Origin of the sequence: Acetoanaerobium noterae (assembly GCF_900168025.1) — a bacterium.
Lineage (GTDB): Bacteria > Bacillota > Clostridia > Peptostreptococcales > Filifactoraceae > Acetoanaerobium > Acetoanaerobium noterae.
The window spans coordinates 87,872-100,239 of record NZ_FUYN01000002.1 but is presented as its reverse complement, the minus strand read 5'-3'; the positions used below and the strand labels follow the sequence as shown (position 1 = coordinate 100,239).

Annotated in this window: 27 protein-coding genes; 5 read left to right on the top strand and 22 right to left on the bottom strand. The window is 30.7% G+C overall.

The annotated features are described in order from the left end of the window. Positions 1–202 precede the first annotated feature (202 nt). From B5X47_RS04110 to B5X47_RS04020, 22 genes are all read right to left on the bottom strand, one after another. Positions 203–604 carry a single-stranded DNA-binding protein gene (locus B5X47_RS04110; protein WP_079588949.1) on the bottom strand — a complete coding sequence of 134 codons (402 nt, stop codon included), beginning with the start codon at positions 602–604 and terminating at the stop codon, positions 203–205. Between the two features lies 1 nt (position 605). Next, positions 606–1,046: a nucleoside triphosphate pyrophosphohydrolase family protein gene (locus B5X47_RS04105; protein WP_330395733.1), complete on the bottom strand. Its 441-nt coding sequence runs from the start codon at positions 1,044–1,046 to the stop codon at positions 606–608. A gap of 18 nt (positions 1,047–1,064) precedes the next feature. Next, on the bottom strand, positions 1,065–1,544 hold the full coding sequence (locus B5X47_RS04100) for a hypothetical protein (protein WP_079588948.1): 480 nt from the start codon (positions 1,542–1,544) through the stop codon (positions 1,065–1,067). 23 nt (positions 1,545–1,567) lie between these two features. Next, on the bottom strand, positions 1,568–1,903 hold the full coding sequence (locus tag B5X47_RS04095) for a hypothetical protein (protein WP_079588947.1): 336 nt from the start codon (positions 1,901–1,903) through the stop codon (positions 1,568–1,570). 2 nt (positions 1,904–1,905) lie between these two features. After that, on the bottom strand, positions 1,906–2,148 hold the full coding sequence (locus B5X47_RS04090) for a hypothetical protein (RefSeq protein ID WP_079588946.1): 243 nt from the start codon (positions 2,146–2,148) through the stop codon (positions 1,906–1,908). Further along, complete coding sequence (locus B5X47_RS04085) at positions 2,145–2,366, bottom strand: hypothetical protein (RefSeq protein ID WP_079588945.1); 222 nt, start codon at positions 2,364–2,366, stop codon at positions 2,145–2,147. The genes B5X47_RS04090 and B5X47_RS04085 overlap by 4 nt, the downstream gene beginning before the upstream one ends. Before the next feature lie 26 nt (positions 2,367–2,392). Continuing rightward, positions 2,393–2,596, bottom strand: a complete 204-nt coding sequence (locus tag B5X47_RS04080; protein WP_143215757.1) for a hypothetical protein — start codon at positions 2,594–2,596, stop codon at positions 2,393–2,395. Between the two features lie 38 nt (positions 2,597–2,634). Next, entirely contained in the window at positions 2,635–2,895 is a 261-nt protein-coding gene (locus B5X47_RS04075) for a hypothetical protein (RefSeq protein ID WP_079588943.1), read from the bottom strand. Between the two features lie 22 nt (positions 2,896–2,917). Continuing rightward, positions 2,918–3,130: a hypothetical protein gene (locus B5X47_RS04070; protein WP_079588942.1), complete on the bottom strand. Its 213-nt coding sequence runs from the start codon at positions 3,128–3,130 to the stop codon at positions 2,918–2,920. Then, positions 3,130–3,300, bottom strand: a complete 171-nt coding sequence (locus B5X47_RS13775) for a hypothetical protein (protein WP_159446391.1) — start codon at positions 3,298–3,300, stop codon at positions 3,130–3,132. The genes B5X47_RS04070 and B5X47_RS13775 overlap by 1 nt, the downstream gene beginning before the upstream one ends. Before the next feature lie 34 nt (positions 3,301–3,334). After that, positions 3,335–3,532: a hypothetical protein gene (locus B5X47_RS04065; RefSeq protein ID WP_079588941.1), complete on the bottom strand. Its 198-nt coding sequence runs from the start codon at positions 3,530–3,532 to the stop codon at positions 3,335–3,337. Between the two features lie 38 nt (positions 3,533–3,570). Continuing rightward, a complete protein-coding gene (locus tag B5X47_RS04060; RefSeq protein ID WP_079588940.1) occupies positions 3,571–3,789 on the bottom strand; it encodes a hypothetical protein in 219 nt (72 codons plus the stop codon). Between the two features lie 26 nt (positions 3,790–3,815). After that, a complete protein-coding gene (locus B5X47_RS04055) occupies positions 3,816–4,589 on the bottom strand; it encodes a DUF5131 family protein (RefSeq protein WP_079588939.1) in 774 nt (257 codons plus the stop codon). Between the two features lie 32 nt (positions 4,590–4,621). After that, on the bottom strand, positions 4,622–4,750 hold the full coding sequence (locus tag B5X47_RS14005) for a hypothetical protein (RefSeq protein ID WP_278278411.1): 129 nt from the start codon (positions 4,748–4,750) through the stop codon (positions 4,622–4,624). 10 nt (positions 4,751–4,760) lie between these two features. Continuing rightward, the gene (locus B5X47_RS04050; protein WP_079588938.1) at positions 4,761–4,943 is read right to left on the bottom strand and encodes a hypothetical protein; all 183 of its coding nucleotides are present in this window, start codon (positions 4,941–4,943) and stop codon (positions 4,761–4,763) included. Continuing rightward, positions 4,940–6,205 carry a replicative DNA helicase gene (locus B5X47_RS04045; RefSeq protein WP_079588937.1) on the bottom strand — a complete coding sequence of 422 codons (1,266 nt, stop codon included), beginning with the start codon at positions 6,203–6,205 and terminating at the stop codon, positions 4,940–4,942. The genes B5X47_RS04050 and B5X47_RS04045 overlap by 4 nt, the downstream gene beginning before the upstream one ends. Positions 6,206–6,218: 13 nt before the next feature. Then, positions 6,219–6,938 (bottom strand): helix-turn-helix domain-containing protein, encoded by a 720-nt coding sequence (locus tag B5X47_RS04040; protein ID WP_079588936.1) that lies wholly within the window; start codon positions 6,936–6,938, stop codon positions 6,219–6,221. A gap of 102 nt (positions 6,939–7,040) precedes the next feature. Beyond that, positions 7,041–7,511, bottom strand: coding sequence for a helix-turn-helix transcriptional regulator (locus tag B5X47_RS04035; protein ID WP_079588935.1), 471 nt, complete (start codon positions 7,509–7,511; stop codon positions 7,041–7,043). Next, entirely contained in the window at positions 7,468–7,710 is a 243-nt protein-coding gene (locus B5X47_RS13685) for a hypothetical protein (protein WP_143215756.1), read from the bottom strand. Before B5X47_RS13685 ends, B5X47_RS04035 begins: the two co-directional genes overlap by 44 nt. Positions 7,711–7,745: 35 nt before the next feature. Next, on the bottom strand, positions 7,746–7,922 hold the full coding sequence (locus B5X47_RS04030) for a helix-turn-helix domain-containing protein (RefSeq protein WP_079588934.1): 177 nt from the start codon (positions 7,920–7,922) through the stop codon (positions 7,746–7,748). A 260-nt stretch (positions 7,923–8,182) separates the two neighbouring features. Further along, complete coding sequence (locus B5X47_RS04025) at positions 8,183–8,368, bottom strand: hypothetical protein (RefSeq protein ID WP_079588933.1); 186 nt, start codon at positions 8,366–8,368, stop codon at positions 8,183–8,185. Positions 8,369–8,401: 33 nt separating this feature from the next. Then, a complete protein-coding gene (locus tag B5X47_RS04020) occupies positions 8,402–8,605 on the bottom strand; it encodes a helix-turn-helix transcriptional regulator (protein WP_079588932.1) in 204 nt (67 codons plus the stop codon). A gap of 141 nt (positions 8,606–8,746) precedes the next feature. Between B5X47_RS04020 and B5X47_RS04015 the strand changes: the two genes are divergently transcribed. The 5 genes from B5X47_RS04015 to B5X47_RS03995 are packed head-to-tail and all read left to right on the top strand — an operon-like array spanning position 8,747 to position 12,145. Further along, entirely contained in the window at positions 8,747–9,151 is a 405-nt protein-coding gene (locus B5X47_RS04015; RefSeq protein ID WP_079588931.1) for a helix-turn-helix domain-containing protein, read from the top strand. A gap of 15 nt (positions 9,152–9,166) precedes the next feature. Continuing rightward, entirely contained in the window at positions 9,167–9,475 is a 309-nt protein-coding gene (locus B5X47_RS04010) for a M78 family metallopeptidase domain-containing protein (RefSeq protein WP_079588930.1), read from the top strand. A 21-nt stretch (positions 9,476–9,496) separates the two neighbouring features. Further along, on the top strand, positions 9,497–10,447 hold the full coding sequence (locus B5X47_RS04005) for an exonuclease domain-containing protein (protein WP_079588929.1): 951 nt from the start codon (positions 9,497–9,499) through the stop codon (positions 10,445–10,447). Beyond that, positions 10,440–10,940 (top strand): hypothetical protein, encoded by a 501-nt coding sequence (locus B5X47_RS04000; RefSeq protein ID WP_079588928.1) that lies wholly within the window; start codon positions 10,440–10,442, stop codon positions 10,938–10,940. Before B5X47_RS04005 ends, B5X47_RS04000 begins: the two co-directional genes overlap by 8 nt. A 38-nt stretch (positions 10,941–10,978) precedes the next feature. Beyond that, on the top strand, positions 10,979–12,145 hold the full coding sequence (locus B5X47_RS03995) for a tyrosine-type recombinase/integrase (RefSeq protein ID WP_079588927.1): 1,167 nt from the start codon (positions 10,979–10,981) through the stop codon (positions 12,143–12,145). The last annotated feature ends 223 nt before the right edge of the window (positions 12,146–12,368 follow it).

The following is a 12,368-nucleotide window of genomic DNA, read 5'->3' as shown; positions in this document are numbered from 1 at the left end:
CCAAATAACAGAAAAAGCCCCAAGGTTTATGCACCCTGGGACTCTTGGTCCTCTAATTTTTCAATTTTAACAATATACTCATGCGAACATTTGCATCTAGGACATTTTATGATTATGTTAAAATCATTATGTCTTTTATTGACTGTTATGACTCCTAATAGCTTATTGCATTTAATACACCTTATTTCTGTCATAGTACCTCCTAAAATGGCACCTCTGATTCATCAAAATCAACTTGGCTATATTCATCAGGTTTAAAACTTTGAGCATCTTCAGTATTATTTTTTTCCCATTCAAGTATTTGCAATCTTTCTGATACTATCTCGGTAATGTATCTTTTTTCTCCTTCTTTTGTTTCATAGGTTTTATTTTGAATATTACCTTTAATTGCTACCAATTTGCCTTTGCCTAAATATTTAGAGCAGCGCTCTGCACTTTTACCCCATACTACTATGTTAAAGAAATCAGTTAGCTTTTTACCTTCTTTACCAGTGAAATCTCTATCAACTGCGATTGAAAAAGTCGCAACAGCATTTCCTGTAGATGGAATGTATTTTAATTCTGGCTCTCTTGTACTTCTTCCTATCAAAGTTACATTATTCATTTTAATCCTCCCTGTTAATTGACCTTTCAGACTCAAAGCCATTTGGATATCTATTTTTTAATTTCTTTATATTTAAATTCATTACTGTTTCCAAATCAGTTTCTAGGGCTTTTGCTAAAACTGCTATGTACCAGCATACATCCCCTAATTCATTTAATAACTTTTCTTTATCTAAACCATGTCCTTGGAATTTCCATTTCTTAATATGATCAGACACTTCTCCAGACTCTCCACAAAGTCCTAAAACACCATTTAGTAATAAATCTTCTAGATTTTCACTATTCGCAGTCCTAAGAGCTGCCTTTTGATATTCATTTGCCGTTAGATTGCTTTGATTTTCAGCTATGCATCCATTACATGAACAAGTCGAGCAGTCTTTATCTTCTCCTATTTCAGCCATCAATGCACATTCTTGTAAATCGTTTATTTGTTCTTTTGTCATATTTCACATTCTCCTTTCTTAATTCATATTTAAAAATAAGTATTTATTATTACTTTTATTGATTTTCCCAGCCTCAGATTTTGACATTGGTTTTATTGTATATGCATCTTTTATGTCCCATCCTGTTCTAACTCTTCTTATGAAAGTTGAATAAGGCACTCCATTTTCCTCAGCTAGAGATTTATATTCTGGATATTTCGTACTCTTTTTAGCATTATTTTTGTATATTTCCTCTTTTGACATTATCGGAGTGGATGAAGCTTTTTCAACACTCCATCCATTTTTCAGCCTGTTATAATAAGCTCTTCTACTTATTCCATTTTCTAAAGCTTTATTTATAATCTTCTCATCATGCTTTTTAAGCTTTCTTATAGGTTCAGTTATTGCCCTTTTAACGCCCCAGCAATAACTGTTTACTCTTTGATATACTACATTTCTACTGATTCCATTACTTTCAGCTATTTTATAATCCTCTTCACTTATAAAATAGTAATCCACTTCAATCAGCCTCACTTTCTTATTTAATAATCACCACTAGTATTAAATGCTATGTCATTTATTTCAGTAATTATCAATTTCTTAAGCTTATTGAGTTCATCAATTTTCTTGTTATATTCAAAAATGTCTATTATATAAGGCTCTTTTAGTACATTTATTAACTTAGATAGATAAATTAAGCTTTCTTCGTCAGTACCTTTAGTAGCTGCGCAATCTAGTAGCTCATATACTGCCTTTTCAATAGTTTCACAACTTTGATTTTGAAATGGTAGAAAATATTCCGTTTCAACCTCTGCAACCTCAATGAGTGTCGCTTGATTTATAACTTTAAGATTATTAGTATTAAATTGATATTTCATTACTATTCCTCGCTTTCAGCTCGTTTAAAAAAATAACCACTATTCCATTTCTTCATAGCTCTATCCATACTCTTCTCTTTAAATCTAGGAGGAGTTTCGTCACAGTTCTCGCATAACACCTTGTAGTATTGGTATTCCATATAAACCATGATTGTTCTTCCCCCACAGCTAGTGCATTCCCTCATAATATTTCCTTTAGAGTCTTGCTTCTCGCTAGTTAGCATATCATCATAATCAAATTTCATACTTTGCCTCCGAATCTGATATAACTGACTATTTCACCATCCTGCATTTTACAATCAATCCTATTTGGATATTTAAACCTCTCAGGTATTTCAAAGAAGCTTGCAACCACTTCTTCAACTCTATTATGCGAATGCTCACATATAACAGCATCATTCAAACCATCCCATACTCTACCGCATATTTCACATTGATATTGAACTGGTAGCTTTTTAGCCATAAGTTATTCTTCTCCCTTCTCAACCGCTAAATGAATTCAGAATCAAGAAAATTATCTAGCCATTGATAAGCATCTTTTTGTTCTGTTTCATAAGCTATTATTTCTATACTCTCAGCATCTTTCCCAACCATATCTAATACATCAGTTACTAAATCTGGTGTAATTCTATTGGATAAACACCAACCTCTAATTACATTTCTGCTTGCGTTTGATTCTTTAAATTCCCTCATTTTCTCCCAAACCTTCATCACTCGCTCTCACTTTCTGGTTATTTAATCCTTACATCATCCAACCAAACTTCACCCTCAAAATCTCTTGCTCTTCTTAATGCAGCATCTATTTGCTTTTGCTTCCATTTACCTTCTTTCCAAGTGCTGAAATTAGGTGCAGGATATAAATTTGCATCATAGCCCATAAACACTAATTTATTTTCTGCACTATTTTCTTTATCAAATAACCATTCCATATCCCACACACTACATTCGCCATCTATAACTTCAACAGTAAAGCCAGATTTATACTTATCCATTATCTATCCTCGCTTTCTATGTTTATATGGAGTTATTCCATAAATTAAATAATTGTTCAAGTTTAAACATTGCAAGGTCTCTTGCCTTAGGTTGAGATTGGCTCCATTCAGTAACAGTAATACCGCTAGGGATATGTTCAACTTTTACAAACCTGTCTCTGTTTTCAGTTGTCCCCAATCCTTTACAGTTGACCTGGATTACATTAAGCTTTATATCTTCTTGCTTGAATTCCATTATTTTTCCTCACTTTCTGGTAAAGGACATAGAAGAAAACAATACTCTTGATCACATAAATCGCATCCCGCTTTTAATAAAAAACACTGAGCCGTATAATCATCTACCGACATATCATACTCATGATAATACTTACAGTCCTTTTCGCAATCTCTTGGAAAACGCTTCATTCTTTCATCCTCCTTCACATTCTGGTTATTGCCACTACCCGTTATTAATCTCAATTTCTTCCATAATTGTTGTATACTTAAACATTCTTACATTTTCATTGTTTTCTACGCTTAACATATATTCAGCCATTTCCATAGCTATTTTTATATCATTGAATTCTTTTGTAAATCCCTCTTTTTCGGTTTTTCTGTCTTTGCGTTGCCAAGTAACCTCGTACCAAGTTGTTTCCATAAATCATCCCTCGCATTCTGGTTATATTGCGTTTCAAACTAATCAAAACCATTACAATCATTTTCAAGAAACTTTATTAATTCCTCAGAGCCGTCTGTTGTTATCTCAATAGCATCAACCCAAATATCCAAATACTTTTCTTCATCTAAAATTTGTTTTTCTACCCATGCTTTTGCTATTGCATTATTCTTGGCAGCCATTGCATTATATTTCCCAGCTTTTCTTATAGCATTTTTTATATTTTCAGGTATATGCATACTTTCAACTCCTTCTCAATATCAACCTATTGTGTAACTTCCCAAGGAAATTCTTGCACAAAATCATTTCCCATTAGTTCCTTTAGACTTTTTTTCATGAAAATTGGTACTCCTGAATAATTACATTGTTCTTTAATTTTCATAATCCACTCTTTTTTAGGAATTACTTTTCCTTTTCTATTTCCAGTCTCAGCTCCTACTATTATCCAATTTGGCATAATCCCACTTTCTAAATCCCCAAATGGCTCAAGTATAGGCTCTATGCTTACAAATGTTTTGTATGGAGTGTTTTCAAACCATACATATTCATCAGATGGTTTTGTTAAGCTAGTTCCTAGCCATATATTTTCTTTGTATGGCAACTTTTTTTCAGCTGCAAGATTTAAATATCTTTTAGGATTCCTAGTTAAAAATAAATATCTATGTTGAGCAGATTCTTCGCAAGAATTAAAAACCTGCGCTATCCATTCATCTGGAACCCAATCTCCAAATAGATCTGTCATTGAACCAACAAATATAGTTTTTGATTTATTATATTTTTTAGGTTCATCTAATCTATATTTATGAAATGTAGGATGGAAATCATATGGATATACGCTAGCTATTGACTCTTTTTCACCTGTCATTATGCAATTACTTTCATGAGTAAACTTTTTTTCTAGAACTTCTAAATTACTTGTTTCTATGTGAAGTCCAAACCTCTTTGCAATTTTTCTAGCATAACAGTACTTACAATCGTGTAAGCAACCTGTCACTGGATTCCAACTCATATCGCACCAATCAATTTTAGTTTTATTCATAATTATCCGCCTCTCAACCTATTGCGTATTTTCTACTTCATTCTCATGTTCAAATACCTTTTGCCTAAAACAACTGCTTTATCAAGGCTAATTCCTTTAAAATATAGATTTTCTACTACATCCAAATACTCTTTTATTAATTCTCTAGGTATATTCTTCATAACTGACTCCCTATTCCTTAATCATGTAGTCAATTCCATGTAATTTTTTTAAGAAGCATTCTTTATATCCTGCTGGATGTTTAAATAAATATAGCTCGTTATTTAGCTCTTCTAAAAATTTCATTCTCATTTTAACTTTGCTCTTTGCAGTGTTTAATTTTATAGTTATCTCGTAGCTTTTGCCTTCTATCATCTATTAGCCACCCTTTCGATATCCACAAACTTCGTCATAGGTCCTACAAATCCTAATTTAAACATTCCTGTAGGTCCGAAGCGATTCTTCTCTATTAGTACTTCAGCTCTGCCTTGGTCTTTACTGTTAGGATCATAATATTCATCACGATAGAGCATTATTACAGTAAGTGCATCCTGCTCAATTTGTCCTGAGTTTCTTAAATCGGCTAATCTCGGTCTTCTATCATTTCTGCTTTCAGGGCCTCGACTTAGCTGAGCAATCGCAATTATTGGAATCCCAAGCTCTTTCCATAAAGCCATTAAAGTTCTAGAAATCTTAGCTGTTTTCTCATTTTCATTTAATCCATGACTACAATCTATGAGCTGCAAGTAATCTATAAAGACAATATCAATATCTTCTTGTTTTTTAAGTCTTCTAGCTTGTGATACAATCTCTTCTAGTTTGCTAATATCATCCGAAACAAATATTCTGCTGTTATAAAGAACTGAAGCTGACCTGTTAAACTTCTCCCACTCTTTGTCATTCATTCTAGCCTTAAAAATGTGGTCTCCTTCAATCATCGTTTCTTGAATTAACATCTTTTGATATATCTGTTCTTTACTCAACTCTAAAGTAAAAAAACCAACCTTTTTATCACTCTTAAGAGCACAGTTCAAAGCTATATCAATCGCAAAACTAGTTTTCCCCATTCCTGGCCTAGCAGCTATAACATGAAAACCTGGCTGAAATCCATCTATAACCTCATTGAGCTTTTTAAACCCTGTGTCTATTCCTAATAGCTTGTTTGGATTTTGTGCTCTGTCATAAGTCTGCTGAACAACAATATCTATTACCTCTCTTGAGGTGTACATCTGCTTACTCTTATTGTTATCTCTGATACTAAGAATCTCTCTTTCGGCTATATCGAAAATCTCAGGATCATTTATATTTTTATTAATCTTTTCAGTAATCTCTAAAAGCTTTCTTTTACTTGTAAAAGCTTTAAGCTGCTTACAGTAATCATAGAAGTTCTTAGAGCTTGCATTTACTTGAGAAACTAAGTGAGATAAATAAATTATCTTTTCGTCCCTAAATTGTGATGTATAGGTTACTAAGTCAAGAATTAGCCCAGTCTTAGCAAAAGATTTTAGGTTTGCAAAAGTCTTTCTATGTTCATTAACAGTAAAATCATCCTCATTTAAAATATCTATATCCTTAAGAAAGCTTTGGTCTAAGAAAAAACAAGCTAATATACTTCTTTCTAATTGCACTGCCTCCATAAAACATCCTCCTCTATAACTCTCTTCTAAATTTAATGTCTGTATCTCCCTGATTTTTATTTTTAAATTCTTTACCTTTTACACCAGATGATTTAAACTCTAGATAGTTATTGTATTGTTGACCTTCATCTAGCCAGCTTGATAATCCGTTAGACTGTTTAAAGAAGTTATAAAAGCTCCATCTATGGTTGTAATAATAATCTTCATCTGCTATAGCTGAATCTAATCTATCAATAGCTTGAATGATTTCTTCCTCAGAATAACTTTGTAAGGCCTTTAAGCAATAACGCTCCATGTCTTTATTTAGTTTTTTATGTTTTATTAAGAATTCTTTTGAATTCCATTTTTCAAAAATACTATATATATATTTAATATCTTTATTATTCTCTTTGACATTTTGGTCAATACCCCTATTGATGTTTTCGTCAATACCCCCTACTAAAGTATTAATGAATAATCTTCTCTCAATAATCTGACCTAAATTATCTTTAATGATTACTCTTTTAAGATATCCTCTCTTCTCTAAACCAGATATCCACCTACTTACAGTCTCTTTGCTAGTACTATATAGTGATGCAAAATATTCATTAGATGCATAGCAATAACCCTTTTTATTGGTTAATGAAGTGATCTCTGCAAATAGAAGTTTTTCATTAGCTTTAAGTTTGCTATCATATCGAACCTCTGAAGGGATAATAGCGTAGTAATTAGGTACTATAGGTAAATCATTCATAAGACCACCCTCTTGTGGTATTTAGCAAATATATATGCATAAAAAGACCTCCTTTACTTTTATTAATAAAATCTATGTGGTATAATATCTTTAGAATATTTCTTATGCCCCTTTATGAGTTGCCGCTCGTGATGGGCTTTTTTCTTGCAGTGAAACAATTAAATTTAGTGTTGATATTAATAAGTCAAATAACTTATCTTGTATACGCTCTACTGTCTTAATTTCATGCTCATCAATAACATCATCTGAAACTACATCAATTAAGTGCCTTAATACATCCTGTATGTGTCCTAGTGAGCTTTGAAACCCTACTGTACTTCCTGATAGTTCCTTAAAAGTTACATTATCTAAACTGAGTCCTATAGCTACATTCTTCAAATGCATTATAGGCAGCCATGAAGCATAATATTTTTCAGTCATACTTACTACTAAATCATCTGGAACTTTATATTTACCGTTTTCGTAATCTGATAAAGCTCTACATGATACATTTAGCAGCTCAGATGCTTGCTCTTGCGTTAAACTAGCATTAACTCTTGCTGTTTTGTAGATGTTTATGCAATGTTCTCTCATGGTATGCTCCTCTCATGCTTGTTATAATTAAGTAAGCACATAAACAAGGAATAATAATAAACAGTGGCGTGATTACTAAAATAGATACTATTTTTAATAAAGCTGATATTATTATTCCGCCTCCCTCGCCTAGCAGTGGTTCCATACTACTTGCAAACTTAGTCCAGTCTATAAGCTCATAGAAGAAAATATATTTCATTAGCTTGTCCTTTCCAGCCGCCCTGGCTTATTTTTTTACATAACAGTTTTGCCAATGTTACTTCTTATCCATTTCTCAAAATCTTCCTGGATAATAAAATATTTAGAATTAACTCGTACAGCAGGAAACCCTTTGATTTTAACCATTTCGTATGCAGTGCTCTTCTTAATGTTGTAGTTAGCAGATAAATCCTTTACGCTCATTAGATTCATATAAATTTTGACCTCCTTTCTTTTTGATACCTATTACACGCATGAAATTGAAAAGTTTAAAAAATAATTTCAGAATTGATATAATTCTTTGAAGCTGATTTTTTTACCTAGTAATTACACGAGTTTCCGAAAAAACTCTAAAATGTTTTTTCAAAATCTACTTTTTACTAATTAACATTTGTTCTAGATATTGAATTTAGCTTATCCCCAAACCTTTTGATTATAGAAGAAATATGCTCCATATCTTTGCTCCTTTCAAATTATTGCAAGAATTCGATTATTTTTTTATTCTCATAATCGAATATCACGCCTCTTGTATTAAATGCCATTCCGTTATTCAACCAGTGCATATATTCCTGCTCAGATTCAAAATTTATAATTACCACCTTTTCTCCACTAAGAATTTCAACTCGAAATTTGTTGTAGCCAACCACATCCCCTATCATTAATATCTCTCCTTTTTCGAATATTTTGTTCTTTTAGTTATCAAAAAAAATATCATCTACTGTTGTATTAAAATAATCAGCTATTTTTTTTGCTAGTTTAAAGCTAGGTGTTCTAGCTCCTCTCTCAATCATAGATATATAATCTTTTGTTACATCTAGTTTAATAGCTAGTTCTTCTTGTGTAATTTCTTTTTGTTTTCTTAATTTTTCAATACTGTTTCTATTTTTTGATTCCAAATTTAAACCTCCTTCTCAAGAACATTTTGTTCTTTAATTATATAGAACATTTTGTTCTTTGTCAACAGTGTATAGAATTTTTTGTTCTATTATATTTAATATCAAGAACAATTTGTTATATTAGTAATAGAGGTGATGAACATGACATTCGGCAATAGGCTGAAAATGTTAAGAAATGAAAAGCAAATTACTCAAAAAGAATTAGGTTCTATCATTAACATTTCTGAAAGAGTAATTGGATATTATGAATCTGATGATAGATTTCCTAAAGACGATAAAGTGATAATTGCTTTGTCTGAATACTTCAATGTTTCAATTGATTACCTCTTGGGAAAATCAGAAATTAGAAATCCTTATGAGTCTCATGCTAGAATAAAAGATTCTATAGAAGATGATCCTGAGCTTTTAGAATTTTGGGAAGTACTAAAGGAAAGAGAAGATTTGCAGCTTATGTTTAAGCAGACTAAAGAAATGTCTCCAAAAGACATAAGACAAATAATAAAAATAATAAAAGCCATAGAAGATGAAGAGGATGCAGAAAACTAATCAAGGAGAGCAGCTATGAAAAATAGATTACTTAACTCGCTATTAAGCGGTCACTTGTCTTTTTTCGACATATTAGGTGCTTATGATATCAAGTTGGCCGTAGTCAATCATCTTAATCAGAATATATTGGGAATGGTTTATAAAACCAAAAGACAAAATTATGTAATAGTTTTAAATGGAAATGTTAATTATGAAACTCAGTGCAGCGTATTTATGCATGAAATCTATCATATAGAACATCATTTACCTGAGATAGGATATTTTATAGGAATAGATATGCAACATACACCAATGGAAAAATCAGCAGATTTGAATTACGCTTAAAGATTAAAGGGGGATATCTTTATGAACTTCGTAACTATCGATTTTGAAACTGCAAATATGAAACATAATAGTGCATGTCAAATAGGTATAGTAAAGATAGCTGATGGAATTATAGTTGATAAGTATTGTTCTTATATTTATCCGCCTTCTTTAGCTTTTGATGAAAATAATATAGAAATACATGGAATAACGCCTGAAAAAGTTAAAGAATCTCCAAAATTTGATGAATTATGGATAGAAATTAAGGATTATTTTGAAAATGACAATATTATTATTGCTCATAATGCTTTATTCGATATGACAGTTTTAAAAGCATGTCTTGAGGAATACAATATAGACATGCCAAATTTTAAATATATTTGTAGTATGAATATGGCCATGAAGTTAAATCCTGATTGTGGAAGAAAATTAAGTAATATAGCTGATTATTATGGCTATGAATTTAAACACCATGATGCATTAGAAGATGCTATTGCATGTGCTTATATTGTAACTTCTCTTTTAGATCATTGCGGTATTGATTCAATAAAACATTTTATTCTTAATAAAGATATCAATTTAGTAAACAGATTTCCCTATGGTGTAAATGTCCCTAAGTCATACAGACCTAATAAGAAAGTTAATTATCCTGAAAAAATATCTGTTAAAGAAATTGCACCAAATGTTGAAAATTTTGATGAAAAACATCCTTTTTTTAATAAAAACCTAGTTTTTACTGGAGAATTAAAGCATTTATCTAGAAAACAAGCTATGCAGATAGTTTGTGATATAGGCGCAACTATAAAAAGTGGAGTAAGTAAAAAAGTTGATTATCTTATAGTTGGTGAGCAGGATATAAGTCTAGTTGGTGATGATGGCATGAGCACAAAAGAAGAAAGAGCTTATGAGCTTATTTCTGAGGGGCATAGTATTAAAGTGATAAATGAAAGTGATTTTCTTAAGCTTATAAAAAGTGGGGGATATAATGGATAATCAAATTACTTTTGTTGAAACTATTAATGATAATTTTGATGATTTATTACTTGATAAAATAAAAAAATGCTTTGATGATAATAGATTTCCATATGAAGATATCGTGATAAGAAAAAATATAAATGACATAAGCTATTTAGTTACAGGACAAATCTTCTTTAAAAAACTAGAAAAAAAGGGCATTAAATATCTACTTATTAAGAAATATTATAAAGATTTCCTTGATAATAACAAAATTGATTATAAAGTAAATAAAGCTACAATTTGGTTGCAGGTAAAATATCAAGATTTATTGCCTGTATTTGATGAGTTAATGTTATGCATATATGAGTCAGTATTTTCATTATCAGATTTTTCTTGCTGCTCTAGATACGAAATGTGTAGCGATGCTAAGCAATGTGTTCAACCTAATAAGCTTCTTGGTTTGCAATGCTCCTATAGAAAAAAACTTGAAAAAGGAATAATATTCTACGGAAAAAATAAAACTATTTAATAAGCCTTAGGGCTTTTTCTTTTATATGGAGGTTTTATATGGAAAAAGTTGAAAAAGATATAGGAAAAAAGAAAAAAAGAAGAAGTAAAGGCGAAGGATCTATTTATTTTGATGATAATAAAAAAAGATGGGTATCTCAGGTAACTCTTGGAAAAGACCCTCTGACTGGTAAACCTAAGAAAAAAACATTTTATGGAAAAACTAAAATTGAAGTTATTAAGAAAAAGAGTGAATTCGAAAGAACTTCATACGGTTTAAAAATAGATTCCGACACTATAGTTTTTGATGAATTTTTTAATAAATGGTTATATGGAATAAAAAAAGGTGAAATAAAAGAAAAAAGTTTCTATAAATACGAAAGTTTATATAATAATCATATAAAAAAAGCCCCTTTTTTGTACACAAAGTTGAAAGAGATAACATATACAGACTTAAAAGTTTTTTATTCAGATTTGCAAGCTGAAAATAGTGTTAGTCAGATTGAATATATTAATGATTTAATAAAATCTTGCTTTGAAGTTGCAGTTATAGATAATATCATGAAAAATAATCCAGCAAAACGAATAAAATTTAAAGAACAAGAAAACAATAAAATAAAAGTTTTATCAGCTTTAGAACAAAAGATAATGATAGATTATTTATATGAATCTAAATATGAAGATGAAGTAATCAGAAACATGATTCTTTTTAATTTTGGAGCGGGTTTAAGACTAGGGGAGACTTTAGCATTAACTTGGGATGATATATCCTTTAAAACTAAAACATTAAGGGTTAATAAGCAATTACAAAAAATTAAAGTAAATGGAGAATGGATTGATAAGATAGTTATCACAAAAACATCTAAATCAAATCGAGAAATTCCTCTACCAGATAAGACTATAAAGCTTCTCAAAACTATTAAAAATGATAAGGAAATAAATAAAATGAATTTAGTTTTTTATAATCCTGATAATGGGGATTATATAACAAATAAAAGGCCTGCTAAAAATCTCCATGCTATATGCAAAAAATTACATCTTGCAGATATTGACTATCATGGTACTAGACATTGCTATGCTACTAGACTTTTTGAAGCTGGGGTACAAATAAAAACAGTTCAAAAGCTATTGGGCCATGCAGACATAAAAACTACTATGAACATATATACGCATGTTATGTCTGATGTAAAAGAAGATGCTGTGAAAAAATTAAATGATTTTTTATAATTTACTGCTTATTTACTGCTTATCCTACGGAATATATGGAAAAAATGGATAATATGCGGAAAATGTGGAAAATAAAAAACCTTGTATTTTCAACCGTTACGGTCAAATACAAGGTCACATTAATTTATTGGCGGAGAGAGGGGGATTATCAGACTATAAGACACAACCACTGATACACCTCTATCCTGTATAACAATACTGCTTATATACTGCTTAAGTGGTG